The sequence below is a fragment of the Burkholderia contaminans genome, from assembly GCF_029633825.1.
Classification (GTDB): domain Bacteria; phylum Pseudomonadota; class Gammaproteobacteria; order Burkholderiales; family Burkholderiaceae; genus Burkholderia; species Burkholderia contaminans.
Genome location: NZ_CP090640.1, coordinates 2,031,903 through 2,056,488 on the forward strand (window position 1 = coordinate 2,031,903; position 24,586 = coordinate 2,056,488).

At 68.3% G+C, this 24,586-nt stretch carries 28 protein-coding genes, 1 tRNA gene and 1 pseudogene; 8 read left to right on the forward strand and 22 right to left on the reverse strand.

Annotated features, from left to right (window positions below):
• Positions 1–17: 17 nt before the first annotated feature.
• The 15 genes from LXE91_RS09400 to hemN all read right to left on the reverse strand — a co-directional run bounded on the left by LXE91_RS09400 (position 18) and on the right by hemN (position 14,042).
• Positions 18–698 carry an urease accessory protein UreF gene (locus tag LXE91_RS09400; protein ID WP_039367783.1) on the reverse strand — a complete coding sequence of 227 codons (681 nt, stop codon included), beginning with the start codon at positions 696–698 and terminating at the stop codon, positions 18–20.
• Positions 685–1,296 carry an urease accessory protein UreE gene (gene ureE, locus LXE91_RS09405; RefSeq protein ID WP_039367769.1) on the reverse strand — a complete coding sequence of 204 codons (612 nt, stop codon included), beginning with the start codon at positions 1,294–1,296 and terminating at the stop codon, positions 685–687. Before ureE ends, LXE91_RS09400 begins: the two co-directional genes overlap by 14 nt.
• 22 nt (positions 1,297–1,318) lie before the next feature.
• Positions 1,319–3,025, reverse strand: coding sequence for an urease subunit alpha (gene ureC / locus LXE91_RS09410; protein ID WP_039367766.1), 1,707 nt, complete (start codon positions 3,023–3,025; stop codon positions 1,319–1,321).
• A 28-nt stretch (positions 3,026–3,053) separates the two neighbouring features.
• Complete coding sequence (locus LXE91_RS09415; protein ID WP_039367763.1) at positions 3,054–3,359, reverse strand: urease subunit beta; 306 nt, start codon at positions 3,357–3,359, stop codon at positions 3,054–3,056.
• A gap of 8 nt (positions 3,360–3,367) precedes the next feature.
• Positions 3,368–3,670 carry an urease subunit gamma gene (ureA, locus tag LXE91_RS09420; protein ID WP_006406310.1) on the reverse strand — a complete coding sequence of 101 codons (303 nt, stop codon included), beginning with the start codon at positions 3,668–3,670 and terminating at the stop codon, positions 3,368–3,370.
• Positions 3,671–3,906: 236 nt separating this feature from the next.
• Positions 3,907–4,782: an urease accessory protein UreD gene (locus LXE91_RS09425; RefSeq protein ID WP_039367758.1), complete on the reverse strand. Its 876-nt coding sequence runs from the start codon at positions 4,780–4,782 to the stop codon at positions 3,907–3,909.
• Positions 4,783–4,976: 194 nt separating this feature from the next.
• Positions 4,977–5,669 (reverse strand): urea ABC transporter ATP-binding subunit UrtE, encoded by a 693-nt coding sequence (gene urtE / locus LXE91_RS09430; protein WP_039367779.1) that lies wholly within the window; start codon positions 5,667–5,669, stop codon positions 4,977–4,979.
• Between the two features lie 4 nt (positions 5,670–5,673).
• Positions 5,674–6,531, reverse strand: a complete 858-nt coding sequence (gene urtD / locus LXE91_RS09435; RefSeq protein ID WP_039367755.1) for an urea ABC transporter ATP-binding protein UrtD — start codon at positions 6,529–6,531, stop codon at positions 5,674–5,676.
• A complete protein-coding gene (gene urtC, locus LXE91_RS09440; protein ID WP_039367752.1) occupies positions 6,528–7,715 on the reverse strand; it encodes an urea ABC transporter permease subunit UrtC in 1,188 nt (395 codons plus the stop codon). Before urtC ends, urtD begins: the two co-directional genes overlap by 4 nt.
• 1 nt (position 7,716) lies before the next feature.
• Positions 7,717–9,336: an urea ABC transporter permease subunit UrtB gene (urtB, locus tag LXE91_RS09445; RefSeq protein WP_039367750.1), complete on the reverse strand. Its 1,620-nt coding sequence runs from the start codon at positions 9,334–9,336 to the stop codon at positions 7,717–7,719.
• Between the two features lie 143 nt (positions 9,337–9,479).
• The gene (gene urtA, locus LXE91_RS09450; RefSeq protein ID WP_039367747.1) at positions 9,480–10,787 is read right to left on the reverse strand and encodes an urea ABC transporter substrate-binding protein; all 1,308 of its coding nucleotides are present in this window, start codon (positions 10,785–10,787) and stop codon (positions 9,480–9,482) included.
• 430 nt (positions 10,788–11,217) lie between these two features.
• Positions 11,218–11,541, reverse strand: a complete 324-nt coding sequence (locus LXE91_RS09455; RefSeq protein ID WP_011351193.1) for a rhodanese-like domain-containing protein — start codon at positions 11,539–11,541, stop codon at positions 11,218–11,220.
• A gap of 14 nt (positions 11,542–11,555) precedes the next feature.
• On the reverse strand, positions 11,556–12,209 hold the full coding sequence (locus tag LXE91_RS09460; RefSeq protein ID WP_039367744.1) for a protein-L-isoaspartate O-methyltransferase family protein: 654 nt from the start codon (positions 12,207–12,209) through the stop codon (positions 11,556–11,558).
• Positions 12,210–12,313: 104 nt separating this feature from the next.
• Positions 12,314–12,571: a hypothetical protein gene (locus LXE91_RS09465; RefSeq protein WP_006488573.1), complete on the reverse strand. Its 258-nt coding sequence runs from the start codon at positions 12,569–12,571 to the stop codon at positions 12,314–12,316.
• A gap of 79 nt (positions 12,572–12,650) precedes the next feature.
• Positions 12,651–14,042, reverse strand: coding sequence for an oxygen-independent coproporphyrinogen III oxidase (gene hemN, locus LXE91_RS09470; RefSeq protein WP_039367738.1), 1,392 nt, complete (start codon positions 14,040–14,042; stop codon positions 12,651–12,653).
• 160 nt (positions 14,043–14,202) lie between these two features.
• Between hemN and LXE91_RS09475 the strand changes: the two genes are divergently transcribed.
• From LXE91_RS09475 to LXE91_RS09485, 3 genes are all read left to right on the forward strand, one after another.
• Entirely contained in the window at positions 14,203–14,529 is a 327-nt protein-coding gene (locus LXE91_RS09475) for a YkgJ family cysteine cluster protein (RefSeq protein WP_223821079.1), read from the forward strand.
• Positions 14,526–15,107, forward strand: coding sequence for a DUF1439 domain-containing protein (locus LXE91_RS09480; protein ID WP_039367734.1), 582 nt, complete (start codon positions 14,526–14,528; stop codon positions 15,105–15,107). The genes LXE91_RS09475 and LXE91_RS09480 overlap by 4 nt, the downstream gene beginning before the upstream one ends.
• A gap of 81 nt (positions 15,108–15,188) precedes the next feature.
• Positions 15,189–16,019 carry an undecaprenyl-diphosphate phosphatase gene (locus tag LXE91_RS09485; RefSeq protein ID WP_039367732.1) on the forward strand — a complete coding sequence of 277 codons (831 nt, stop codon included), beginning with the start codon at positions 15,189–15,191 and terminating at the stop codon, positions 16,017–16,019.
• Positions 16,020–16,135: 116 nt separating this feature from the next.
• Here the strand turns inward: LXE91_RS09485 and trmB are convergent, their stop codons facing one another.
• Both trmB and LXE91_RS09495 read right to left on the reverse strand, forming a co-directional pair.
• Entirely contained in the window at positions 16,136–16,903 is a 768-nt protein-coding gene (gene trmB, locus LXE91_RS09490) for a tRNA (guanosine(46)-N7)-methyltransferase TrmB (protein ID WP_039367728.1), read from the reverse strand.
• A 132-nt stretch (positions 16,904–17,035) separates the two neighbouring features.
• Positions 17,036–17,110 (reverse strand) — tRNA-Gly (locus tag LXE91_RS09495).
• Positions 17,111–17,408: 298 nt separating this feature from the next.
• Here LXE91_RS09495 and LXE91_RS09500 point away from each other — a divergent pair.
• Both LXE91_RS09500 and LXE91_RS09505 read left to right on the forward strand, forming a co-directional pair.
• The gene (locus LXE91_RS09500; RefSeq protein ID WP_014897840.1) at positions 17,409–17,753 is read left to right on the forward strand and encodes a cupin domain-containing protein; all 345 of its coding nucleotides are present in this window, start codon (positions 17,409–17,411) and stop codon (positions 17,751–17,753) included.
• A 276-nt stretch (positions 17,754–18,029) separates the two neighbouring features.
• Entirely contained in the window at positions 18,030–19,190 is a 1,161-nt protein-coding gene (locus tag LXE91_RS09505) for a mandelate racemase/muconate lactonizing enzyme family protein (protein WP_046196663.1), read from the forward strand.
• Here the strand turns inward: LXE91_RS09505 and LXE91_RS09510 are convergent.
• The 5 genes and pseudogenes from LXE91_RS09510 to LXE91_RS09525 all read right to left on the reverse strand — a co-directional run bounded on the left by LXE91_RS09510 (position 19,176) and on the right by LXE91_RS09525 (position 22,267).
• Positions 19,176–19,820 (reverse strand): LysE/ArgO family amino acid transporter, encoded by a 645-nt coding sequence (locus LXE91_RS09510; RefSeq protein WP_039370995.1) that lies wholly within the window; start codon positions 19,818–19,820, stop codon positions 19,176–19,178. The two genes, LXE91_RS09505 and LXE91_RS09510, sit on opposite strands and share 15 nt — an antisense overlap.
• Positions 19,821–19,898: 78 nt before the next feature.
• Positions 19,899–20,063: pseudogene (locus LXE91_RS43655) on the reverse strand (LysR substrate-binding domain-containing protein); the annotation flags it as partial.
• A gap of 82 nt (positions 20,064–20,145) precedes the next feature.
• Entirely contained in the window at positions 20,146–20,685 is a 540-nt protein-coding gene (locus LXE91_RS09515; protein WP_039370998.1) for a chromate transporter, read from the reverse strand.
• Positions 20,682–21,293, reverse strand: a complete 612-nt coding sequence (locus LXE91_RS09520; RefSeq protein ID WP_039371001.1) for a chromate transporter — start codon at positions 21,291–21,293, stop codon at positions 20,682–20,684. Before LXE91_RS09520 ends, LXE91_RS09515 begins: the two co-directional genes overlap by 4 nt.
• Positions 21,294–21,511: 218 nt before the next feature.
• Entirely contained in the window at positions 21,512–22,267 is a 756-nt protein-coding gene (locus LXE91_RS09525) for a DeoR/GlpR family DNA-binding transcription regulator (RefSeq protein WP_021157071.1), read from the reverse strand.
• Positions 22,268–22,348: 81 nt separating this feature from the next.
• Here LXE91_RS09525 and LXE91_RS09530 point away from each other — a divergent pair, with 81 nt between their 5' ends.
• From LXE91_RS09530 to LXE91_RS09540, 3 genes are all read left to right on the forward strand, one after another.
• Positions 22,349–22,948, forward strand: a complete 600-nt coding sequence (locus LXE91_RS09530; protein WP_039371006.1) for an NUDIX domain-containing protein — start codon at positions 22,349–22,351, stop codon at positions 22,946–22,948.
• Complete coding sequence (locus LXE91_RS09535) at positions 22,945–23,325, forward strand: TIR domain-containing protein (protein ID WP_039371009.1); 381 nt, start codon at positions 22,945–22,947, stop codon at positions 23,323–23,325. The genes LXE91_RS09530 and LXE91_RS09535 overlap by 4 nt, the downstream gene beginning before the upstream one ends.
• Before the next feature lie 184 nt (positions 23,326–23,509).
• The gene (locus LXE91_RS09540; protein ID WP_039371012.1) at positions 23,510–24,388 is read left to right on the forward strand and encodes an SIR2 family NAD-dependent protein deacylase; all 879 of its coding nucleotides are present in this window, start codon (positions 23,510–23,512) and stop codon (positions 24,386–24,388) included.
• Positions 24,389–24,586: the final 198 nt, after the last annotated feature.

The window sequence follows — 24,586 nt, forward strand, 5'->3', positions numbered from 1 at the left end:
GGCGGGTAGCGTCGGGTTCAGGAGCGGAACAACCGCGAATACTGGCTTTCGTGCCGCGCGGACAGGATGCCGAGCTGCGGCGCGAACGTGTTGACGGCGTCGGGCGGGGTCGCGAGCGCGCGGCGCACGGCCGCGTCGATCGCACCGCGCAGCGCGACGATGATGCGTTGCCCGGCGAGCTGGCCGAGCGGCACGGCCTTCAGCGCGGCGGACGTCTGGTTCTCGACCCAGCCGAATGCATAAGCGGCGAGCACCGCATCGGCGCTCGCGTCGTGCGCGGCGGCCGCGTATGCGAATGCGGTGGGCAGCGCGATCGGCGCAATCGCCGCGAGCGTCGCGCGGCGCTCGGCATCGCCCCATTCGAGCGACGCGCACAGCTGCGCGAGCGACCAGCCCATCTGTTCGGTCTCGCGGCGCAGTTCCGCCGATTCGCGGCTCGCGATGAACCACGCATTCTCGGCGGCGAGTGCCGGCGCGTCGTGCGCGTGCCAGCGCGCGAGCTGGTGCGCGAGGAACGGCAGCTCGCCGTGCGCGAGCACGTCGGTCAGGCCGCTCGCGATCCAGTCGCGCGCGGTATCCGCGTCGTGGATCAGGTTCGCGTCGAGCGCCGCTTCGAGCCCCTGCGAATAGCTGAACGCGCCGATCGGCAGCGCCGGCGACGCGAGGTGCAGCAGCGCGACGAGTTCAGTGGTGGTCATGGCCGTGGCCGTGCGCGCAACCGGGGCCATGCTGATGGTCGTGGTCGTGGTCGTGGTCGTGATCGTGCGAATGCGAGTGGCCGTGATGCTCGCCGAACACCTGCTGCGCAAGTGCGTAATCCTCGGCGAACGTCGCATCGTGCCCGTGCTTGTGGCCGCCGCCGTACGCACCGGCTTCCGGCTGGAACGGTGCGAGGGTCTCCTCGACCTGCGTGCCGAGGCGGCGCAACATGTCCGCGAGCACCGGGTCGGCTTCGAGCTTCAGGTAGCCGTCGCCGATCTCGACTGGCGTGTGACGATTGCCGAGGTGGTACGCGGCGCGCATCAGCGTGAGCGGATCGGCCGCGCTCACGCGCAGCACGGTCTCGGGCGCCGCGGCAATGCGCACGAGTGCGCCGTCGTCGGCGACGAGCACGTCGCCGTCGCGCAGGATCGTGCCGCGCGGCAGCAGGACCGCGACCTCCTCGCCGGTGTCGAGCGTCGCCGCGAGGCGGCTCTTGCAGCGGGCGTCGTAGGCGAGCGTGAGCGTCGGTGCGCGCGCGACGAGCGACGCGGCGAGTTTCACGTTCGGGGCAATGCGTTTGTCGAGGGTGCGCATGAATCGAAAACCGGCAATCGGATCAGAACAGGAAATAGCGCTGCGCCATCGGCAGCACCGTGGCCGGTTCGCAGGTGAGCAACTGGCCGTCGGCGATCACGTCGTAGGTTTCCGGATCGACGCTGATCGACGGGCGCCACGCGTTGTGGATCATGTCGGCCTTCGTCACGTTGCGGCAGTTGCGCACCGGCACGATCCGCTTCGCGAGGCCGTAGCGTTCCGCGATGCCCGCATCGGCGGCCATCTGCGACACGAAGGTCAGCGACGTGCGCGCGAGCGCACCGCCGCGGGTGGCGAACATCTCGCGATAGTGGACCGGCTGCGGCGTCGGGATCGACGCGTTCGGATCGCCCATCTGCGCCATCGCGATCATCCCGCCCTTCAGGATCATCGACGGCTTGATCCCGAAGAACGCGGGTTCCCACAGCACGAGGTCGGCCCACTTGCCCGGCTCGATCGAGCCGACTTCGTGCGCGATGCCATGCGTGAGCGCCGGGTTGATCGTGTACTTCGCGACGTAGCGCTTCGCGCGGAAGTTGTCGTTGCGCGTGCTGTCTTCCGGCAGTGCGCCGCGCTGCACCTTCATCTTGTGCGCGGTCTGCCAGGTGCGGATGATCACTTCGCCGACGCGGCCCATCGCCTGCGAGTCGGACGACAGCATCGACAGCGCGCCGAGATCGTGCAGGATGTCCTCGGCCGCGATCGTCTCGCGGCGAATGCGCGATTCGGCGAACGCGAGATCCTCGGCGATCGACGGATCGAGGTGATGGCACACCATCAGCATGTCGAGGTGCTCGTCGAGCGTGTTGATCGTGTACGGGCGCGTCGGGTTGGTCGACGACGGCAGCACGTTCATCTCGCCGCACACCTTCAGGATGTCCGGCGCATGGCCGCCGCCCGCGCCTTCGGTGTGGTACGTGTGGATCGTGCGGCCCTTGAACGCGGCGACCGTCGATTCGACGAAGCCGCCTTCGTTCAGCGTATCGGTGTGGATCGCGACCTGCGTGTCGGTGTCGTCGGCGACGGACAGGCAGTTGTCGATCGCCGCGGGCGTCGTGCCCCAGTCCTCGTGCAGCTTCAGCCCGATCGCGCCGGCCGCGATCTGCTCGACGAGCGGCTGCGGCAGGCTCGCATTGCCCTTGCCGAGGAAGCCGAGGTTGATCGGCCAGCCGTCGGCGGCCTGCAGCATCCGCTCCATGTGCCACGGGCCCGGCGTGCAGGTCGTCGCGTTGGTGCCGGTGGCCGGCCCCGTGCCGCCGCCGAGCATCGTCGTGACGCCCGACGCGAGCGCCTCGTCGATCTGCTGCGGGCTGATGAAGTGGATGTGCGTGTCGATGCCGCCGGCCGTCACGATCAGTCCTTCGCCGGCGATCACCTCGGTCGCCGCGCCGATCGCGATCGTCACGCCCGGTTGAATGTCCGGGTTGCCGGCCTTGCCGATCGCGGCGATGCGGCCGTGCTTGATCGCGATGTCGGCCTTCACGATGCCCCAGTGATCGAGGATCACCGCGTTCGTGATGATCGTGTCGGGCACGTCGGCGGCCACGCGCTGCGACTGGCCCATCCCGTCGCGGATCACCTTCCCGCCGCCGAATTTCACTTCCTCGCCGTAGGTCGTGTAGTCGCGTTCGATCTCGATCAGCAGTTCGGTATCGGCGAGCCGGACGCGGTCGCCCGTCGTCGGCCCGAACATTTCCGCGTACGCGCGGCGGCTCAAGCGTAGTGTCATGTGCTGTTCCTGAAGAGCGGGGCGCGGCTTACAGCGGCCCCATCACCTTGCCCTGAAAACCATAGACGGCCCGATCGCCCGCGAGCGCGACCAGCTCGATGGTGCGCGTCTGGCCCGGCTCGAAGCGCACCGCGGTGCCGGCCGCGATGTTCAGGCGAAAGCCGCGTGCGGCCGCGCGATCGAACGACAGCGCGTCGTTGACTTCGAAGAAGTGGTAGTGCGAGCCGACCTGCACCGGGCGGTCGCCGGTGTTCGCGACGACGAGCGTCAGCGTCGCGCGGCCCGCGTTCAGTTCGTGTTCGCCGTCGTCGGTGAGGATTTCGCCGGGGATCATGCGGGGCCTCACGGAATCGGGTGATGGACGGTCACGAGCTTCGTGCCGTCGGGGAAGGTCGCCTCGACCTGGATGTCGGGAATCATCTCCGGCACGCCGTCCATCACGTCGTCGCGCGTGAGCAGCGTCGTGCCGTAATGCATCACTTCGGCGACCGTCTTGCCGTCGCGCGCGGCTTCCATCAGCGCGGCGGTGATGAAGGCGACCGCCTCCGGATAGTTGAGCTTCAGGCCGCGTGCGCGGCGACGCTCGGCCAGCAGCGCCGCCGTGAAGATCAGCAGCTTGTCCTTCTCGCGGGGAGTCAGTTTCATGAAGGCAGACGTTCAGGAAAACGTAATTTTTATCGGTGCGCGCGCAACGGGGCGAACGCGCGGTTCATCGTAGCACCGCGCTGTTTTGCGTGCGTCGTGTATCGGTTATGTAAGGAGCAAGGCGCGTGCCATGTGCATGAAACGCAGCGCGATGCGCAATCGTGGTGCGCGATGCATGGGCAACGTGCAGCGCCCGCCGCGACACTGCGCCGAAACGGTGCGTGGCGCGGCCGCGCTCAGGTTTGCCAGAGGCGCAGCGGCCGTGCGTCGACGCCGTGCACGATCGGCCGCAGCTGCAGCCAGCACTCGGTGAAGTGCCGTAGCAGCGCTTCCATCGACGTCGACAGCGCGCGAACCAGCACGACGCCCGGCGTCACGCAGGTCGCGCCCGCGCGTAGCGTGCCGTCGAACGGCATCCGCGCGGCGAGCGATTCGGCGAGCGCGGCGTCGCACGCGGTGCCGGCGGCCCACAGCGTGCCGTACGCGGGGAAACCGGCGAGACCCTGCAGCGCGCCGCGCAGCGGGTCGTGCGCATCGAGCAGCGCGCGTTCGGTCCACAGCGGCCGGCCGTCGGCATCGACGAGCGCCGAAGTCGACGCGATGCGGCCCGCCGACCAGGTTTCGCCTGCCGCCTGTCGGCCGAGCTGCGACGCGTCCCAGCCGATCGCGCTGGCGCCCGCGCCGAGCTTGACCGTGAAATCGAGCGCAGCATGCGCCGAGTCGAAGAACAGGTTGTTCTGCGGCAGCCAGTCGAGCTTCGCGTGCTCGCCGACCGTGATGCCGATGCGCTGTGTCGCGTCCAGCCCGTTCGACTTGTACCACTTGGTCGCGCCGGGCGTCGTCAGCACCGCGTGCGTGCCGTCGCCGAGCGCGATGTCGATGTCGAGCCGGTCGCCGCCCGCGACGCCGCCCGGCGGGTGGACGATCACTGCGTGGCAGACCGCATCGCCTTCCGGGTACAGCGGCCGCTGCACGCGCAGCGGGCCGTCGTGCAGCCGGTGCGCGAGCGTCGTGCGCGCGCCGTGCCGCTCGAAGCCGAGTTCGAGGCGGCCGCGCCACGACTTGGCGACGGCGGGGCGGGACAGCGGGGCATGGGAATCTGGGGCGGACATCGGCGGGAAACAGGGGACGGGCGCGGTGAACGAGGATGCTACCGCAACAATATACGCTTCGATACCCGCGTTGCAGGGCGTGGCAACGCCGATCCCGCGCCGTGTCGTTTTGCCGGCGTGAGACCGACATGTGCCGTTCGACGAGGCGCCGGATCGATGGCCGGAAGCGACGCCGCCCCGAGCCACCTGTCCCGCTACACCGCGATCAGCTCGCGCACGCCGTTCGCTTCCATCTCGTGCGCGTCGCCGCCCGCGACGATCTCGCCGCGGCTCATTACCCAGTAGCGGTCGGCGATCGATCGGGCGAAGTCGTAATACTGCTCGACGAGCAGCACGGTCATCTTCGATTCGTCGACGAGCTGGCGAAGCGTGCGGCCGATGTCCTGGATGATCGACGGCTGGATGCCTTCGGTCGGCTCGTCGAGGATCAGCAACTGCGGTTCGCTCATCAGCGCACGGCCGATCGCGAGCTGCTGCTGCTGGCCGCCCGACAGGTCGCCGCCGCGCCGCGCGCGCATGTCCTTCAGCACCGGGAACAGGTCGTAGATGCGATCGGGCACCTTCGATGGCGCCTTGCGGCTCGCCGCGCCGACGAGCAGGTTCTCCTCGACGGTCAGCCGCGGAAAGATGTCGCGGCCCTGCGGCACGTAGGCGAGCCCGGCCGCGACGCGCGCATACGGCGGCATCGCGCCGAGCGCCGTTCCGCGCCACGACACGCTGCCGCTCTTCGCGGCGACGACGCCCATCAGGCAGCGCAGCAGCGTGCTCTTGCCGACGCCGTTGCGGCCGAGCAGCACGGTGAGCTTGCCGTCGTCGGCGGCGAGGCTCACGTTGCGCAGGATGTGGCTGCCGCCGTAGTACTGGTTCAGTGCATCGATCTTCAGCATCGCATCATCGTCCAAGGTAAGACTCGATCACCGCGTCGTCGCGCTTGACCTGGTCGAGCGTGCCTTGCGCGAGCACCGCGCCTTCGGCTATCACCGTCACGCGGCCGGTGTCGCCCGCGAGCGCCGCGACGAATTCCATGTCGTGCTCGACGACCATCATCGAACAGGTACCGCGCAACGTGTTCAGCAGCTCGGCGAGTTCCATCGTCTCGTGGTCGGTCATGCCGGCCGCGGGCTCGTCGAGCAGCAGCAGCGCGGGGCGCTGCATCAGCAGCATGCCGATCTCGAGCCGCTGCTTCTGCCCGTGCGACAGCTCGCCTGCCGCGCGAAAGGCCTGGCTTTCGAGGCCGATCAGCGCGAGCGTCTCCTCGATCTTCGCCTGCGCGGTGCGGTCGAGCCGCGCGCGCAGCGACGCGAGCCAGCCCTTGTCGGTCTGCATCGCAAGCTCGAGGTTCTCCCACACCGGATGCTGTTCGAACACGGTCGGCTTCTGGAACTTGCGGCCGATGCCCGCGCGTGCGATCTCGGGCTCGTTCATCCGCGCGAGGTCGATCGTCTGGCCGAGAAACACCTTGCCCGCGTCGGGGCGTGTCTTGCCGGTGATCACGTCCATCATCGTCGTCTTGCCTGCGCCGTTCGGGCCGATCACGCAGCGCAGCTCGCCCGCGTCGATCGCGAGCGACAGCTTCTTCAGCGCGCGGAAGCCGTCGAAGCTCACCTCGATATCCTCGAGGTAGAGGATCGTGCCGTGCGACGTGTCGATGCCGGGCGGCACCACGCGCCCCATCGACGCGGTGCCGCTGACGGCCAGCCCTTCGTCCTCGGGCGGCGGCGTGAATTGGTAGAGGGCCGTTCCGTTCATGCGCGTTTCCCCTTCGCGAGCACGGTTTCGACGAGGCCCATGATCCCGCGCGGCAGCAGCAGCGGCACGAGCACGAAGATCAGGCCGAGGAAGAACAGCCAGTATTCGGCGAAATACGCGGTAAACAGGCTCTTCGCGCCGTTCACCGCGAACGCGCCGACGATCGGCCCGATCAGCGTGCCTCGCCCGCCCACCGCGACCCAGATCGCCATCTCGATCGAGTTGCCGGGCGACATCTCGCCGGGATTGATGATGCCGACCTGCGGCACGTACAGCGCGCCCGCGATGCCGCACAGCACGGCCGACACGGTCCATACGAACAGCTTGTACGCAAGCGGGCTGTAGCCGAGGAACATCAGCCGCGTCTCGCCGTCGCGCACCGCGGTGACGACGCGCCCGAGCTTGCTGGTGACGATCGCGCGCGCGGCGATGAACGCGAGCACGAGCGTCGCGAACGTCAGCAGCAACAGCACCGTGCGCGTGCCGGGCGACGTGATCGCGAAGCCCGCGATGCGCTTGAAGTCGGTGAAGCCGTTGTTGCCGCCGAAGCCAGTCTCGTTGCGATAGAACAGCAGCATCGCCGCGAACGTCATGGCCTGCGTGATGATCGACAGGTACACGCCCTTCACGCGCGAGCGGAACGTGAAGAAGCCGAACACCCATGCGAGCACGGCCGGTACGAGCACGACGAGCGCGAGCGCCCACGCGAGATGCTGCGTGCCGCTCCAGTACCACGGCAACTGGTGCCAGTCGAGGAACACCATGAAGTCGGGCAGGTCGCTGCCGTACTTGCCGTCGCGGCCGATCTCGCGCATCAGGTACATGCCGATCGCATAGCCGCCGAGCGCGAAGAACAGCCCGTGGCCGAGGCTCAGGATCCCGCAGTAGCCCCAGACGAGATCGAGCGCGAGCGCGGCGATCGCGTAGCACATCAGCTTGCCGGTGAGCGTCATCGCGTACGCGGACAGATGGAACGCGCTCGACTCGGGCGCGACGAGCGCGGCGAGCGGCACGCCGATGCCGATTGCGATGCACAGCGCGATCAGCGCGAGCCACGCGCGCCGCGACAGCAGCGCGGGGCGGGGCGGCAGGCCGAGCGCGAAACCGTCTGCCGCGCGTGCGGCAGCGGCCGGCTTCGGCGAGTCGACGGTGGGGTTCGACAACGAGTGGGTGGTTGAAGTCACGTCAAGCCTCCGCACTGCGGCCCTTCGGGGCAAACATGCCCTGCGGACGTTTCTGGATGAACAGCACGATCATCACCAGCACCGCGATCTTCGCGAGCACGGCGCCCCAGAACGGCTCGATCGCCTTGCTCGCGAGGCCGAGCCCGAAGCCGCCGAGCACGGTGCCGGCGATTTGCCCGACGCCGCCGAGCACGACCGCCATGAACGAATCGATGATGTAGTTCTGGCCGAGGTCGGGGCCCACGTTGCCGATCTGCGACAGCGCGCAGCCGCCGAGGCCGGCGATGCCCGCGCCGAACGCGAATGCATACGCGTCGACGCGCGCGGTCTTCACGCCGACGCACGCGGCCATCCGGCGGTTCTGCGTGACGGCGCGCACGAACAGGCCGAGCTGCGTCTTCGTCAGCACGGCCCATGCGACGAATACGACTGCGAGAGCGAAGGCGAGGATCGCGAGCCGGTTGTACGGCAGGATCAGGTTCTGCATCACGGTCACGCCGCCGCTCATCCACGACGGGTTCACGACCTGCACGTTCTGCGCGCCGAACAGCATCCGCGTCGCCTGGATCAGGATCAGGCTCACGCCGAAGGTTGCGAGCAGCGTTTCGAGCGGGCGGCCGTACAGGTGCCGCAGCACGAGCCGCTCGAGCACGATGCCGACGAGCGCGGCCGTCACGAACGACACCGGCACCGCGACGAGCGGATACCAGTCGAACGCACCGGGCGCATAGCGCTGGATCAGCGTCTGCACGACATAGGTTGCGTACGCACCGATCATCAGGAATTCGCCGTGCGCCATGTTGATCACGCCGATCAGCCCGTACGTGATCGCGAGGCCGAGCGCGGCGAGCAGCAGCACGCTGCCGAGCGACAGTCCGGCGAACAGCGTGCCGACAATTTCGCCGCGGCGCTGCAGCGAATGCAGTGCGTCGAGACCTTGCTGCGCGGCGTCACGTACGCGCGCGTCGGGCTCCGCATAGCTGCCGTCGGCGTTCTTCGCGACGAGCGGGCGCAACTGCTCGATCATGTCGAGGTCGTGCCGCGCGGCCACCACCTGCACGGCTTCGAGACGCTTCGCCGGATCGGCATCGTGCAGCGCGGCGATCGCCCATAGTGCGTCGAGGCGGCGCTTCAGCGCGGGGTCGGTTTCCTTTGCACGCGCGCGGTCGATCATCGGCTTGAGCGCCGGGTCGGGCGATTTCAGCAACGCGTCGATCGCGTCGCGGCGTGCGGCGATGTCGGGCGATGCGAGCGCGAGCCCCGACAGCGCGCCCGTGATCTTCGTGCGCAGCAGGTTGTTCAGCATCACCGGCTGCGCGTCGCCGGCCGGCGTCGCGGCCTGCGTGAGCGCATCGTGCGCGGTGTCGCCGGTCTGGATCAGCAGGCGGCCGTCGCCGGTCGCGAGCGCGTCGCCGGTCGACAGTGCGTTGAGCACCGCGACGGCGCGCGGATCGGAGTCGGCGGCGAGCCGTTCGATCGCGGCCGTCTTCGCGTCGAAGTCGTCGCCGGCGAGCGCCGCGGTATCGGTAGCCGTCAGCGCGAACGCGGCGCGCGGCAGCCCGCCCGCGAGGGCGGCGCACGCGACGATCGCGACGGCGGCTCGGCGAAAGCGTGTAGGCATCGGGAATTCCTGTCGGGCGTGGGGAAGCGGATGCGTGCGGCGATGCGCGGGCGGTTCATCACGGCGAGCGCGGCCCGCGCAGCGGGTTCGGCATCGGCGTGCGAGCGGTACGTCGCGCGTGACACGCGACGTACCGCCCTGCATCAGGCGAGCGCCGCGCGCTGCCGGCGCAGGAAGGCCGGGATCGACGTGACGATGTCCGGCTTGCCCTGGTTGCCGGCGATGAACGGGCTCCACGGTTGCGCGCGCACCGCGGTCTTGGTCTTCCACACCACGTTGAACTGCCCGTCGCCGCGAATTTCGCCGATCATCACCGGCTTGTGCAGGTGATGGTTGCCGTCCATCGCGAGCGTGAAGCCCGACGGCGCGGCGACGGTCTGGCCGATCATCGCAACGCGCACCTTGTCGACGTCGGTGCTCTTCGCCTTCTCGACGGCCTGCTTCCACATGTGGATGCCGACGTAGGTCGCTTCCATCGGGTCGTTGGTCACGCGCTTCGCGCCGCCCGGCAGGTTGTTCGCCTTCACCCACGCGGCGAACTGGTCCTTGAACTTCGTGTTGGTCGGGTTCTTCACCGACATGAAGTAATTCCACGCGGCGAGGTGGCCGACGAGCGGCTTCGTGTCGATCCCGCGCAGTTCTTCCTCGCCGACCGAGAACGCGACGACCGGCACGTCGGTCGCCTTGATCCCCTGGTTGCCGAGCTCCTTGTAGAACGGCACGTTCGAGTCGCCGTTGATCGTCGAGATCACGGTCGTCTTGCCGCCTTGCGAGAAGTTCTTGATGTTCGCGACGATGGTCTGATAGTCGCTATGGCCGAACGGCGTGTAGACCTCCTGAATATCCGCGTCCTTCACGCCCTTCGATTTCAGGAACGCGCGCAGGATCTTGTTGGTCGTGCGCGGATACACGTAGTCGGTGCCGAGCAGGAAGAAGCGCTTCGCGCCGCCGCCTTCCGCGCTCATCAGGTACTCGACGGCCGGGATCGCCTGCTGGTTGGGCGCCGCACCCGTGTAGAACACGTTGCGCGACATTTCCTCGCCTTCGTACTGCACCGGGTAGTAGAGCAGCCCGTTCAGTTCCTCGAACACCGGCAGCACCGATTTGCGCGACACCGACGTCCAGCAGCCGAACACGCACGCGACCTTGTCCTGCGTGAGCAACTGGCGCGCCTTCTCCGCGAACAGCGGCCAGTTCGACGCGGGATCGACCACCACGGGCTCGAGCTTGCGGCCCATCACACCGCCGCTCTTGTTGATGTCGGCGATCGTCATCAGCGCGGTATCCTTCAGCGACGTCTCCGAGATCGCCATCGTGCCCGACAGCGAGTGCAGGATGCCGACCTTGATCGGGCCGGTGCCCGCATCGGCCGCGTGGGCGAACGGGCTCTTGCCCGCGAGCGCGAGCGCGCCGGCCATCGAACCGAACTTCAACAGACTGCGACGTTTCATCGGGTTCCCCTTGACGTGTTGGATATGCGTGCGCCTTGAAGGCGTCGGCCAACGAGTAACGCAAGGCATGTGCCAGTCGTGCGGATGCACGTCCGGCGTGCCTGCGCGGGGCGGTGCGGGGCGTCGTGACGGTGCGGATGATGCGTCGTGCAGCATGCGCGGTCCGTCGCGGTGCAGGTTCGCGGGCGTAAATGGTGCACGGTCGCGGTTCCCCGTTCCGGTGCCTGAGCCTGCGCGTCGGGCTGGAACCGTCGTGCACCACGACTTCGCATCACGCGGGCAGGGCGCGGGCGCAGCGCAGTGCCGTCGAAGTGATGAACCGGAGTGGAAAAGAGAAACGGGCACGCGATGCGTGCCCGTTCGGGGGATCGGTGCGGCCGGCGGCAGGGTGCCGGTCGGCGAGGCGGCGCGTGATGCGCCGCGGGCAGGATCAGTAACGCGGCACGGACGGATCGACGTCGCGCGACCACGCGTCGATCCCGCCTTGCAGGTTGTACAGCTTCGTGAAGCCGCGCGATTCGAGGAACATCGCGACCTGCGCGCTGCGCATCCCGTGATGGCACACGCAGACGATTTCCGCTTCGTCGTCGAGCTCTTCGCTGCGCGCGGGAATCTGCTGCATCGGGATCGACACGCTGCCGGCGATGTGCGCGGTCGCGATTTCCCACGGTTCGCGCACGTCGAGCACGACCGGCGCGGGGCGCGCCTTGTCGCCGAGCCATTCCGCGAGCATCGCGGCCGTCAGGATCTGCATGGGGGCTCCGCCGCTCAGAACTTGAAGCGCGACGGCTCGATCGCGTTGACGAGGTGGTCGATGTACGTTTCGAACACGTCGGCGACGCGGTACTGCTTGTCGTCGATGCGCGTGATGATCTGCGCCTTCATCACCGGACGGCCGCCGACGAATGCCGCGAGGCGGCCACCGACCTTCAGCTGTTCGAGCATTTCCTGCGGCACGACGGGCAGGCCGCCCGCGACGCAGATCACGTCATACGGCGCCTTGCCGGCCCAGCCGCGCGAACCGTCGCCGAGCACGACTTCCGCGTTGGTCACGCCGTCGTTGCGCAGGTTGTCTTCCGCGAACTTCGCGTTGGTCGGGTCGATCTCGACGGCCGTCACGTGCTGCGCGCGGTGCGCGAACAGCGCGGCCAGGTAGCCCGAGCCGGCGCCGATCACGAGCACGTTCTCGTGCTTCTTGACCGTCAACTCCTGCAGCACGCGCGCTTCGACGCGCGGGAACAGCATCTTGCCGCCACCCGGCAGCGGCAGTTCGAGGTCGGCGAACGCGAGATCGCGGTATTCGGCCTGAACGTAGTTTTCACGCTTGACGATCGACAGCAGTCCCAGGACGTCGAGATCCAGCACGTCCCACGGCCGGATCTGTTGTTCGATCATGTTGAAACGCGCGTTTTCGATATTCATGGTGTGGTCACGCAGCCTGGTCGGCCATCAGCGGGGATAGAGAAACTTCGTGATTGTACCAAACGGGGCGGCCGCGAAGCCTTCAGGCGGCCTGCAACAGACCTTTACCCCTTGCTCTTCTTGATCTGCGCCTCGAACGCGAGATCGAGCTTGCTCGCCTTGCGCGGCTTTTTGGGGCCAAATTCGTCGACGAACTTGACGAACTCGTCGAGCGGTAGCGGCTCGCAGCGCTTCTCGGCGGTGCCGCCGGAGCGGTCGACGAGATAGAACAGGCCGCCCGCCATCGCGACGGCCGCGAATTGCGGGTTGCCGGAGCGGGTCTTCAGGCGTTCGACCGCGTGGGTCGCTTTGGTGGTGCGCATCGTGCGGATTCTGGCGGAGCGTAAGCCCCACACTGTATCAAACCGGCCGCCCGCGTGCGGCCGGCCGGGCACGTCGGGCTCAGACCGTGCGCGAGTAGCGCTGCTGCGGCGTCTGGCCGAGATACGCGTCGAATGCCATCGCGATGTTGCGCACGACCATCCGGCCGGCCGGATGGATCGTCAGGCGGTCGGCCGCGATCGTCAGCAGCCCGTCGCGCTCGAACGGGCGCAGCGCGTCGAGTTCGCGCGCGAAATGATCGGCGAAGCGGATGCCGTGCGCGGCCTCGACGTGCGAGAACGGCAGGTCGAGGTTGCACATCAGTTGCGTGATCACGTCGCGGCGCAGCCGGTCGTCGGGCGTGAGCCGCACGCCGCGCGCGATCGGCAGCCGGCCCGCGTCGAGCGCGGCGCCGTAGGCGGGCAGGTCCTTCGCGTTCTGTGCGTAGACGTCGCCGACCTTGCCGATCGACGACACGCCGAACCCGACGAGATCGGTATCCGCGCGCGTGCTGTAGCCCTGGAAATTGCGCTGCAGCGTGCCGTTGCGCTGCGCCCGCACGAGTTCGTCGGACGGCCGCGCGAAGTGGTCCATCCCGATGTACACGTAGCTGGCCGACGTCAGCATGTCGATCGCGAGGCCGAGCAGTGCGATGCGCGTTTCCGGCGGCGGCAGCGTCGCGCCGTCGATCTGCCGCTGCATCTTGAACAGGTGCGGCATGTGCGCGTAGCCGAACACCGACAGCCGGTCGGGGGCGAGTTCGATGATCGTTTCCAGCGTGCGCGCGAACACGGAGACGGTCTGGTGCGGCAGCCCGTAGATCAGGTCGACGCTCACCGAGTGGAAGCCCGTTGTGCGCGCGGCGGAGAGCAGGTCGGCCGTCATCGCCAGCGGCTGGATGCGGTTGATCGCCTGCTGCACGACCGGATCGAAATCCTGCACGCCGAGGCTCAGCCGGTTGAAGCCGATATTGCGCAGGTGGACGAGCGTCGCGGGCGTGACCGTGCGCGGGTCGATCTCGATCGAGAACTCGGCGTCGGCATCCGGCGCGAGCATGAAGTGCTCGCGCGTGGCCGCCATCAGCTCGGCCGTTTCATCGTCGGACAGGAAGGTGGGCGTGCCGCCGCCCCAGTGCAGCTGCGTGACCGGGCGCGCGGGATCGAACAGCGCGGCCTGCAGCGCCATCTCGAGCTTGAGCTGGTCGAGATACGGGCGCGCGCGGCGGTGGTTGTTGGTCGCGATCTTGTTGCAGCCGCAGTAGAAGCACGCGGTGTTGCAGAACGGAATGTGGAAGTACAGCGACAGCTCGCTCGACGATGCGCCGGGGTCGCTTGCCGCACGGACATAGTCGGTCGGGTCGAAATCGTCGCGGAACTGCAGCGCGGTGGGATACGACGTATAGCGCGGCCCGTTCGCGCCGTATTTCGCGAGCAAATCGGGACGGAACAATGTGTCGGCAGAACCGGAACGCATGATGATCTCGCGCTTTTTAGATGCTTTCGAGTATATAAACGCGCGATTCGGCTGCATTGTGTAATAACGTCGCAGCCGGCGATGGCACAATGCGGGGTGGGGCTGCCGGCACCGCGTCCGGTTGCCGCACCGTCTTTTGTTGTTCGTTCGAGAGAGCCGAGTGTCCGTCGAATTGCCTGTCCGCCCGGCGTCAGCCGTCCCGCCGCCGCATGCGTGCCGCGAGGGCTGCGGTGCGTGCTGCATCGCGCCGTCGATTTCCAGCCCGATTCCCGGCATGCCCGACGGCAAGCCCGCCGGCGTGCGCTGCGTGCAGCTCGGCGACGATCTGCGCTGCCGGATCTTCGGCCGCCCCGAGCGGCCCGCGTGCTGTTCCGGGCTGCAGCCGGCCGCGGACATGTGCGGCGCGTCGCGCGGCGACGCACTCGCGTGGCTCACGCGTCTCGAGGCCGCGACGCGGCCGTCGCAACCAGGAGAGTGTTCAGCATGACCGCACCTTGCGCGCCCGGCCGGCGCTGTTTTCTCGCCGCAACCGTCGGCGCCATCGGCGTGACGCTCTCGCTTGCCGCGTGTGCGTCGACGTTTCCGTTCATCCCCGATCACTACACGTTCTCGCGCGGTGACGTGCAGAAAGCCGTCGCGCGCAAGTTCCCGTACCAGAAGACGGTCGCGCAGGTCGTCGACGTGTCGCTCGCGAACCCGGCCGTCAACCTGCTGCCCGACCAGAACCGCGTGGCCGTGCAGCTCGACGCGCACTTCGTGAGCCCGTTCCTGCGCGCGCCCGTCAGCGGCAAGTTCACCGTGTCGGGCCAGCTGGCTTACGACGCGCCGAGCCGCTCGGTCGTGCTGAGGTCGCCGGCCGTCGACAGCCTCGCGCTCGACGGCGACGCGCAGATGTACGCGCAGCAGGTCGGCGCGGCCGCCGGCCTGCTCGCGACGCAGTTGCTGACCAACTATCCGATCTATACGTTCAAGCCCGAACAACTGCAATTTGCCGGGGTGAACTACGAACCCGGTACAATTACGATTCTTACAAACGGCATACGCGTGGCGATCGTCGAAAAATGACGACGAACCGCGCTCGGCCGGAGGGGGGCCGCGCGCGGAAGAGTGGCCCATTCATTCGACCATTTCGGAGTTGGGCCACGGATGGACTGGATCCTGATCTGCAAGGCTTTGATCCTCGGCGTCGTCGAGGGGCTGACGGAATTCCTGCCGGTATCGAGCACCGGTCACCTGATCGTCGCGGGCAGCTTCCTGAATTTCAACGATTCGCATGCGAAGACGTTCGACGTCGTGATCCAGTTCGGCGCGATCCTCGCGGTCTGCTGGGAATACCGGCAACGGATCGCGTCCATCGTATCCGGGCTGCCGAGCCGGCCCGACGCGCGGCGCTTCACGCTGAACGTCGTGATCGCGACGATTCCCGCCATTGCGCTCGGCCTCCTGTTCGAGAAGAAGATCAAGGCCGTGCTGTTCTCGCCGGTCCCCGTCGCGTTCGCGCTCGTCGTGGGCGGCGCGATCATCTTGTGGGCCGAGGCGCGACAGCGCGAGCGCAGCGAGCCGCCGCGCGTGGTGTCGGTCGACGCGCTGACGCCGCTCGATGCGCTGAAGGTCGGCATCGCACAGTGTTTTGCGCTGATTCCCGGCATGTCGCGCTCGGGCTCGACGATCATCGGCGGGATGCTGTTCGGCCTCGACCGGCGCGTGGCCACCGAATTCTCGTTCTTCCTCGCGATCCCGATCATCTTCGGCGCGACGCTCTATGAAACCGTCAAGGACTGGCAGGCGTTCACCGTCGATTCGCTCGGCCTGTTCGTGCTGGGCGCGGTCGCGGCATTCGTCAGCGCGTTCGTGTGCGTGCGCTGGCTGCTGCGCTATGTCGCGTCGCACGATTTCACGGTGTTCGCGTGGTACCGGATCGCGTTCGGGCTGTTCGTGCTGCTGGTCGGGTACAGCGGCTGGCTGAACTGGGCGTGACGCGAACACGAAGGCCGGCGCGCCACGCATGAAAAGAAAAAGCCCGATCGGCACAGGCCGGTCGGGCTTTTTCTTGTTCGGAGCAGGGCGGCGTGCGCCCGACTCGGCGGGAGGGCTCAGCCTGCGCGCTTGCGGAACACCAGGTCCCACACGCCGTGGCCGAGCCGCAGCCCGCGCCGTTCGAACTTCGTCACCGGGCGATAGTCGGGGCGCGGCGCGTAGTCGGCGGCCGTGTTTTCGAGCGTCGGCTCGGCGCCGAGCACTTCGAGCATCTGTTCCGCGTAGTTCTGCCAGTCGGTCGCGCAGTGAATGTACGCGCCGGGCTTCAGGCGCGACGCGAGATGCGCGACGAGCGGCGGCTGGATCAGCCGGCGCTTGTGGTGGCGCGCCTTGTGCCACGGATCGGGGAAGAAGATGTGCACGCCGTCGAGGCTTTCCGGCGCGAGCATGTGCTCGAGCACTTCGACCGCGTCATGCTGGATGATCCGGATGTTCGACAGATCCTGCTCGCCGATCAGCTTCAGCAGTGCGCCGACGCCCGGTTCGTGCACCTCGACGCCGAGGAAGTCGTCGCCGGGGCGGTTCGCGGCGATTTCCGCGGTCGATGCGCCCATCCCGAAGCCGATCTCGAGGATGCGCGGTGCGCTGCGGCCGAACACCGCGTTCCAGTCGGGCAACTCCGGCGCATACGGCACCACGAAGCGCGGGCCGAGTTCGTCCATTGCGCGGCGCTGGCCGGTCGATACGCGGCCGGCGCGCGTCACGAAGCTGCGGATGCGGCGGTGGTGCAGCGGATTGACTGCGTCGGCGCCTTCGGCGGCTTCGTCAGGAATGGCGTCGTCGTGCGGCGGCAGGCCGGCTTCGTTCGGATCGTCGTGCATCATCGGTGACAGAGAAAGGCTCGGTTGCGGGCGAGGGCCCGTTGCGCAGCAGTGCGCCGGGGGAACCGGCACATGGTACAAAAAAGCCGCCTTCGACGAGGCGGCTCATGCGCAGGCTGCGATGCAGCCGGAAAGTGGAGCGGGCGATGGGAATCGAACCCACGTCATCAGCTTGGGAAGCTGAGGTAATGGCCATTATACGACGCCCGCAGAACGCGCAATTCTACAGGCTTTGGCAGGGATGTGGCAAGTGGGCTTGTTTGGGGCGGTGGCTTCGAGGGCGGCAACGCTCGACGGAGGTGCGGGGGCGCCACCGGGAACGGTCGTCAACCAGGATCGACCGGCATCGGCCCGTCGGCGCAACGAGGAATCGACTAAGCGCGGCAACGTGCCCGCTTGCAAGCCCGTGTCGAAAATAGACGAGTCCGCGTCGGAAGCATACAAGTCCCCCCGATGCTTTCGAACTAACGTGACAGGCCTCTCATACGATCGTTAGTCTGGAGCCGACATGTCCGATTTCATCACCGTTCTGCGCAAAACCTGCCCGACCCCGGTCCTCGATGCGACCAAGTGGAAGCGCATCGGCGGCGATCCGCACACCGTGAACCTGAACGCCTACCTCTCGAAGGACGGCAGCAAGATCATGGGCACCTGGATCTGCACGCCGGGCAAGTTCGAGGTGAACTACGAAAAATGGGAGTACTGCCACTTCCTCGACGGCTACTGCATCATCACGCCGGAAGGCGAGGAGGCGGTGCACCTGAAGGCCGGCGACGTATTCGTGATCGAACCCGGCATGAAAGGCACTTGGGAAGTGGTGGAAACGGTGCGCAAGTACTTCGTCTTTGCCTGAGCGGGCCGGTCGATTCCCTCCACGCATACCTGCGTCGCCCGAACCCTTCCCGGCTCCCGGAGCCGGGAGGGCAAGCGGACGATTCCGGCTCAATAGAGCTCGTTCCGGATCGGAATTCCGCGCTTACGCAACGGCTGCAGCGCGATCGTCCGCCACGGTGGCGCTCGCCTGCAGCCTGCGGCGACAGCGCCTATGATGCAGCGGTCCGCCCATCGTGCCGGCCGCATCGCGTGTTTCGTGCGCCAGCGCTCGGCCGTCACCTTCGGAACCCCGACCATGCGCATCACCGCGATCCACGAACGAGCGATTCCCGTGTCCCGCTATGCCGATCCGGCGATCCCGTCCGGCGGCCTGACGACGAGCGTTGTCGCGGTCACCACCGACGTCGTGCGCGATGGCCACCCGGTGACGGGCTACGGCTACGCATCGGTAGGCCGCTTCGCGCAGGGCGGCCTGATCCGCGAGCGGTTCGCGCCACGCCTGCTGGCCGCTGCCGATACGCTTGCCGACGAAGCCGGCACGAACCTCGACCCGTTTCGCGCATGGCGCGCGATGATGGCCGGCGAAAAGCCGGGTGGGCACGGCGAACGATGCGTCGCAGTCGGCACGCTCGACATGGCGATCTGGGATGCCGCCGCGAAGATCGCCGACTTGCCGCTCCATCGCTTTCTCGCTGACCGACTTGAACGCACGGCGGCACCACGCGTGCGCGTCTATGCAGGCGGCGGCTACCGCTATCCGCATGACGATCTCGCGCGGCTGTCGGACGAGATGCGCCGCATCGCCGATCTCGGCTACACGCACGCGAAGATCAAGATCGGCGGCGCGGATCTCGGCCAGGACAGCAGGCGCATCGAAGCGGCCGCAAGGCAATTGGCGGACAGTTCGCATCTCGCGGTCGACGCGATGAACACGTACGACGCGACGACCGTCGACGCCGCCGCCGCGATGCTCGCGCCGTTCGACCTCTGGTGGTTCGAGGACATCTGCGATCCGCTCGACCTGCCGCTCCAGGCGGATCTCGCCACACGCTACGCACCGCCGATCGCGGCCGGCGAAGCGCTGTTCTCGCTCGCGGAAGCGAAGCTGCTCGACCGCTACGGCGGTTTGCGCCCCGATCGCGACGTGCTGGTGTTCGATCCGGTGCATGCCTACGGGCTGCCGGGCTATCTGCAGATCGTCGAGCACTTTGCATCGCGCGGCTGGCGGCGCGACGCATTCTGGCCGCACGGCGGCCACCTGTTCTCGCTGCATGTCGTCGCGGCGCTTGGGCTCGGCGGCGCGGAAGTCAATCCGTTCGCCTTCCATCCGTTCAGCGGACTGGCTGATGGCGCGAGTGTCGACGCCGGATACGCGCGGGTACCGCAGGCACCAGGCATCGGCTTCGAGCTGCATGCCGGCGCGCACGAGGTGTTACGCTCGTTATCGCGCCGCTGACGCCTGAAGCGCGTCGATCGCGAAACGCACCGCGAAGCCGAGCATCATCACCGCGACGAAGCAATCGAGCACGCGCCATGCCAGCGTACGGGCGAACCATGCGCGGCACGCGCGCGCGCCATAGGCGAGCATCAGGAACCATGCGAACGAAGCCGTCATCGCGCCGATCGCAAACGGCGCGCGCGCGGCCGGCGTGTGACTCACGATGACGGTACCGAGCAGCAGCACGGTATCGATCCACGCATACGGATTCAGCAGCGAGACGGCGGCGGTCGCGAGCACCGTGCGCGCACGCGTGGGTTCGCTGCCCGTGCGCGGACCGTCGACGTGCTCGGGCTGTCGTCGCCGGATCGCCGAGCGCAGCGCGAGCAGGCCATAGCCGGCGAGATACGCGATTCCGGCCCACAATGCGGCCAGCACCACGCCGGGATGTCGCGACAGCAACGACGACAATCCCTGCACGCCGAGCATGATCAGCAGCGCGTCGCTGCCCGCGCAGACGACGGCGATGGAAAGCAGATGGGGGCTCGAGATCGAGCGCTTGATGACGAAAGCGTCCTTGGGGCCGACGGACGTGAACAGTCCGGCGCCAAGCAGCAGGCCTTCGATGAAGGCAGAGGTGTCGAGCACGAGCGGGCCGACAACCTCTTAAGCTGAACCGGTGATGGTTACGATGAACGAAACCTTAAGGGGCGCCCGAGGGCATTGTCAATGCCGTTTCGGGCGCCCGGCCGCCCACTCGGGCCGCTGTCCGAGCGTGTCGAACAGCAGGACGATCTCCGCTTTCACCTTCTGCACCGCGTTGCTGACGAGCGCCGTATCGTGCCAGCACCGCGACGGGTCGCGCGCGAACAGCCGGTGCGCACACGGTGATGGTATGCGGACGCGCTAGTATTGCCGCACGCGTATCGGCTGCGTCGTTCGCGGCCGCCATCGCTTGCCGCGTCGCCGCGCATCACATGCCGAGCGCGTGCACGCCGACGAGCAACAGCGCGCCGATCGCGATCAGCAGCAGCGCGTGAATGCGCGTGTACATCACGCACAGCGTCGACGCGACCGCGATCGCGCGCGCGGTCCAGCCGCCGTCGAGCGTCTGCAGCAGCACCCACACCGACGCGAGGATCATGCCGGCCGCAACCGGGCGCAGGCCGGCCTCGAGCGCGATCTGCCAGCGCGCGCCCTTGTGCCGCCGCCAAAGATGCGCGACGCCGTAGATCAGGAACGCCGTCGGGCCGAACAGCGCGAGCGTCGCGATCACCGCGCCCCAGAAGCCGGCCACCTGCCAGCCGATCAGCGTCGCCAGCAGCGAGCCGGGGCCCGGCGCCATCCGCGCGATCGCGAAGTCGTTCACGAATTGCGTGGCGGTCATCCAGTGATGTACGTTGACGACCTGCCGCTGGATGTCGGCGATGATCGCCTGTCCGCCGCCGATCGTCGCGATCGACAGCGGCGCGAACACACCGAACAGCGCGGCGTAGCGTTGCGATGCGGTCATCGCGTGTCGCTCCCGGCCGGCGTAGCGGCCGCGCGGCGATATTCGAGCGCGACGCTCAGCGTGCCGCCGACCAGCACGGTCCACACGAGCGGCCAGTGCAGCACGGCCACCGACACGAAGGTGAGCGCCATCACCGCGAACGGCAGCGCGCGGCGCGGCAATCGGCGCACCGCCGTGATCGCCATCGAGATCGACAGCCCGATCGCCGCGGCTGCCGCACCGGCGAGCGCGACATGCGTGAGCGGAAAGCGCGTGAGGGTCGAGAACGCGACGCCGAACAGCACGATCAGCACGGCGGGCGGCGCGATGATGCCGGTGAAGCCGGCCACGGCGCCGCGCCATCCGGCGAGCCGGTAGCCGATCCAGATCGCGAGGTTCTTCACGTTGACGCCCGGCAGCGCCTGCGACAGCGCGAGGCCATTGAGGAACGCCTCCTCGTCGAGCCAGCGCCGCTCGTAGACGAAGTCGCGCATCATCCGCCCGCTGAGCCCGCCGCCGAAACTGGTCAGGCCGATCTGCGAGAACGCGATGAACAGCGCGAGGACGCCGGGCGGCGGTGCGTCGCCTGCTGGCGGCGCAGGTGAGGTGGCGGCGGAGGGCGGGGGCATCGGGCGGGCGGCGCGTGGCGGTTGGGCGGTCGCCCATGTTAGCAAGCGGAGCCTGTCAGCACGCTGACATGGGCTCGGGGGCGGTGTGATGGAAGACCGCTGCTGAGTCGGCGGGCGTATTCCGGGGCATCCGACACATCCCGCGCCCCCGCGCATCCCGCGCATCTTGTGCGCCCCACGCGCCCCGCACACCCCGCGCGGCCAGCCCCCCGCCGCCGCTACGCGCGCACGACCGTCACCCCCGCCGCCTCGATCGGCTTCGTCAGCGCGGCGTCGGTTTCCTTTTCGACCACCACGGTGTGCGCCAGCGTGAGCTCGCCGATCACGAACTGCGACGCCGCGCGCAGCTTCGACTGCGACGCGAGCACGACCGTCTCGGCCGCGCGTTCGGCGAGCGCGCGCTTGATCGCCGCTTCCTCGAAATCGCCGGTGCTGAGCCCCGCGACCGGATGCACGCCCGTGACGCCCATGAAGTACAGGTCCGCGTGGATGCGCGCGATGCCTTCCATCGCCGCCGCGCCGACGGCCACGATCGAATGCTTGTAGAGCCGCCCGCCGATCAGGATCACGTCGATCGACGGATGCGCGGCGAGCGCCACCGCGACACTCGGGCTGTGCGTGACGATCGTCGCGCGCAGGTCGGCCGGCAACTGGCTGACGAGCAGCGCCGAGGTGGTGCCACCGTCGACGATCGCCACCTGTCCGGGCGCGATCATCTCCGCGGCCCGCCGCGCGATGCGCCGCTTCTCCGCCGTTTCGAGCGTCTCGCGCTGCGCGAACGGCGCAACGGCGGGCGATGCCGGCAGCGCACCGCCATGCACGCGCTGCAGCAGGCCTTCGGCCGCAAGCTCGCGCAAGTCGCGGCGGACGGTATCTTCGGACACGCCGAATTGCGCGCTCAGTTCGACCGCCAGCACCTGGCCGTCACGCGCGAGTGCGTCGAGGATCGCTTTCTTGCGTTGAGTCGTCAGCATCGTGTTTGCACGAATTTTCTTGAAGTTGCACGAATATGCACGTTACCATGGGCGCCGTCTTTTGTCGAACCGGAGGCTGGGATGGCTGCAACGCGGGACCGTGTCCGCATCGTCGATACGACGGTGCTGTCCGATGACTGGTATGTGCTGAAGAAGGTGACGTTCGATTTCCTGCGCCGCGACGGAACGTGGCAGCGCCTGAGCCGCGAGACCTACGATCGCGGCAATGGCGCGACCATCCTGCTGCGCAACGCCGGGACGGGCGACGTGCTGCTGACGCGGCAGTTCCGGATGCCGGCATTCGTCAACGGGCACGATGGGATGCTGCTCGAGGCCGCTGCCGGCCTGCTCGACGACGCGACGCCCGAAGCCCGCATCCGCGCGGAGGCCGAGGAAGAGACCGGCTATCGCGTGCGCGGCGTGCGCAAGGTGTTCGAAGCATTCATGAGCCCGGGCTCGGTGACGGAGAAGCTGCATTTCTTCGTCGGCGAATACGATGCGTCGCTGCGCACCGGCGACGGCGGCGGCGTTGCGGAAGAGGGCGAGGATCTCGAGGTCGTCGAGATGCCGCTGCAGGCGGCGCTGGACGCAATCGAGCGCGGCGAAATCGTCGATGCGAAGACGATCATGTTGCTCCAGTACGTCGCGCTGCGGGAAACCTCCGGCGCGCGCACGGCATGACGCCGCTGCTCGTGCTGGTCGCCGGCCCCTATCGCAGCGGCACGGACGGCGACCCCGCGCGCATCGCCGCGAACCTGCATCGCCTGGAGGAGGCGGCGCTTGCCGTGTATCGCCGCGGACACGTGCCGATGATCGGCGAATGGGTGTCGCTGCCGCTCGCCGTTGCGGCCGGGTCGCGACAGGTCGGCGACGCGATCAGCGAGACATTCCTGTATCCGGCCGCGCACCGGTTGCTGCGCCGCTGCGATGCCGTGCTGCGCATCGACGGTGCGTCGCGCGGGGCGGACATGGACGTCGGTCTTGCGCGGCAGCTCGGCAAGCCGGTGTACTTCGCGGCCGACGACATTCCGGTCGCGCAGGACGATTCGGAGCGCTGAACAGACGGGAAGGCGGCCGGCCGTGGCGCCTCCGGCCGCCGCCAGCATCGGCCGGCTGCCTGCATCCGCCGCGGCCGGGCGAGCATCGGGGCGCGCCGTCGAATCGCGCATGCCGCGCTGCGCGCGAACCGGCGTATGATCGCGACGCCACTCGAGCACCGACCGACGCCACCTCCGTCCCATCATGCCGCTTTCCGATTCCGCTGCCGCGACCGCTGCTGCTGCTGCTGCCGCCGCGCAGCTGCCTGCCGATCTCGTCGCTTCCGCCGTCGCCGCGCTCGCGCGTGCCGACGCCTTGCTCGTGACGGCCGGCGCCGGCATGGGCGTCGATTCCGGGCTGCCTGACTTTCGCGGCACGGACGGCTTCTGGCGCGCCTATCCGGCGCTGCGCCACGAGCGTTTCGAATTCCACGAGATCGCCTCGCCGCACGCATTCCGGGCACGCGCGCCGATCGCGTGGGGCTTCTACGGGCACCGTCTCGCGCTTTACCGCGCGACGCAGCCGCATGCGGGATTCTCGATCCTCCGCCGCTGGATCGACGCGATGCCGAACGGCGGCTTCGTGCTGACGAGCAACGTCGACGGCCAGTTCCAGAAAGCCGGCTTCGATCCGGCGCGGATCGTCGAGATCCACGGTTCGATCCATGCGATGCAGTGCCTGCGCCCGTGTTCGGACGACACGTGGGAAGCGGCGCCGTTCGTGCCGGACGTCAACGAAGCCACCTGCCGCCTCGTCGGCGACATGCCGCGCTGTCCGCACTGCGGCGGCCTCGCGCGGCCGAACATCCTGATGTTCGGCGACACCGGCTGGCTCGGGGCGCGCTACGACGCGCAGGAACGGGCGCTGGAAGACTGGCTCGCGCGGGCCGGGCGCGTTGCCGTGGTCGAGATCGGCGCGGGCACCGCGATCCCGACCGTGCGCCTGCTGAGCGAACGGCTCGGCGCCGACGTGATCCGCATCAACGCGCGCGAGGCGCATGCGCGCCGTGCGGACGTGATCGGCCTGAAGGGCGGCGCGCTGGCAACGCTGCGCGCGCTCGACGCAGCCTGGCAACGCGCGTGAGCCTGAGGGCGGGCTGACGACCCGAAGGCCCCGAACGGGCCGGTTTCCCGCAGGCGGCCGCCGTTGCAGGTGCGCGGCGAATCCGCATACAGTTCAGCGTGTGCCGCCCGCGCACGCGCCATCGGCGTCCGGGAGCGGACCTCGCCCCGGGCAACCGGGGGCCGGCGGCTGACTCCAGCCGCATCTTCGACCGGGAGC

Coding starts and splice junctions, on each gene's coding strand:
- LXE91_RS09400 (WP_039367783.1), bottom strand. CDS start 698: ATGACCACCACTGAACTCGTCGCGCTGCTGCACCTCGCGTCGCCGGCG.
- ureE (WP_039367769.1), bottom strand. CDS start 1,296: ATGCGCACCCTCGACAAACGCATTGCCCCGAACGTGAAACTCGCCGCG.
- ureC (WP_039367766.1), bottom strand. CDS start 3,025: ATGACACTACGCTTGAGCCGCCGCGCGTACGCGGAAATGTTCGGGCCG.
- LXE91_RS09415 (WP_039367763.1), bottom strand. CDS start 3,359: ATGATCCCCGGCGAAATCCTCACCGACGACGGCGAACACGAACTGAAC.
- ureA (WP_006406310.1), bottom strand. CDS start 3,670: ATGAAACTGACTCCCCGCGAGAAGGACAAGCTGCTGATCTTCACGGCG.
- LXE91_RS09425 (WP_039367758.1), bottom strand. CDS start 4,782: ATGTCCGCCCCAGATTCCCATGCCCCGCTGTCCCGCCCCGCCGTCGCC.
- urtE (WP_039367779.1), bottom strand. CDS start 5,669: ATGCTGAAGATCGATGCACTGAACCAGTACTACGGCGGCAGCCACATC.
- urtD (WP_039367755.1), bottom strand. CDS start 6,531: ATGAACGGAACGGCCCTCTACCAATTCACGCCGCCGCCCGAGGACGAA.
- urtB (WP_039367750.1), bottom strand. CDS start 9,336: ATGCCTACACGCTTTCGCCGAGCCGCCGTCGCGATCGTCGCGTGCGCC.
- urtA (WP_039367747.1), bottom strand. CDS start 10,787: ATGAAACGTCGCAGTCTGTTGAAGTTCGGTTCGATGGCCGGCGCGCTC.
- LXE91_RS09455 (WP_011351193.1), bottom strand. CDS start 11,541: ATGCAGATCCTGACGGCCGCGATGCTCGCGGAATGGCTCGGCGACAAG.
- LXE91_RS09460 (WP_039367744.1), bottom strand. CDS start 12,209: ATGAATATCGAAAACGCGCGTTTCAACATGATCGAACAACAGATCCGG.
- LXE91_RS09465 (WP_006488573.1), bottom strand. CDS start 12,571: ATGCGCACCACCAAAGCGACCCACGCGGTCGAACGCCTGAAGACCCGC.
- hemN (WP_039367738.1), bottom strand. CDS start 14,042: ATGCGTTCCGGTTCTGCCGACACATTGTTCCGTCCCGATTTGCTCGCG.
- LXE91_RS09480 (WP_039367734.1), top strand. CDS start 14,526: ATGACCGCACCTTGCGCGCCCGGCCGGCGCTGTTTTCTCGCCGCAACC.
- LXE91_RS09485 (WP_039367732.1), top strand. CDS start 15,189: ATGGACTGGATCCTGATCTGCAAGGCTTTGATCCTCGGCGTCGTCGAG.
- trmB (WP_039367728.1), bottom strand. CDS start 16,903: ATGATGCACGACGATCCGAACGAAGCCGGCCTGCCGCCGCACGACGAC.
- LXE91_RS09500 (WP_014897840.1), top strand. CDS start 17,409: ATGTCCGATTTCATCACCGTTCTGCGCAAAACCTGCCCGACCCCGGTC.
- LXE91_RS09505 (WP_046196663.1), top strand. CDS start 18,030: ATGCGCATCACCGCGATCCACGAACGAGCGATTCCCGTGTCCCGCTAT.
- LXE91_RS09515 (WP_039370998.1), bottom strand. CDS start 20,685: ATGACCGCATCGCAACGCTACGCCGCGCTGTTCGGTGTGTTCGCGCCG.
- LXE91_RS09520 (WP_039371001.1), bottom strand. CDS start 21,293: ATGCCCCCGCCCTCCGCCGCCACCTCACCTGCGCCGCCAGCAGGCGAC.
- LXE91_RS09525 (WP_021157071.1), bottom strand. CDS start 22,267: ATGCTGACGACTCAACGCAAGAAAGCGATCCTCGACGCACTCGCGCGT.
- LXE91_RS09530 (WP_039371006.1), top strand. CDS start 22,349: ATGGCTGCAACGCGGGACCGTGTCCGCATCGTCGATACGACGGTGCTG.
- LXE91_RS09535 (WP_039371009.1), top strand. CDS start 22,945: ATGACGCCGCTGCTCGTGCTGGTCGCCGGCCCCTATCGCAGCGGCACG.
- LXE91_RS09540 (WP_039371012.1), top strand. CDS start 23,510: ATGCCGCTTTCCGATTCCGCTGCCGCGACCGCTGCTGCTGCTGCTGCC.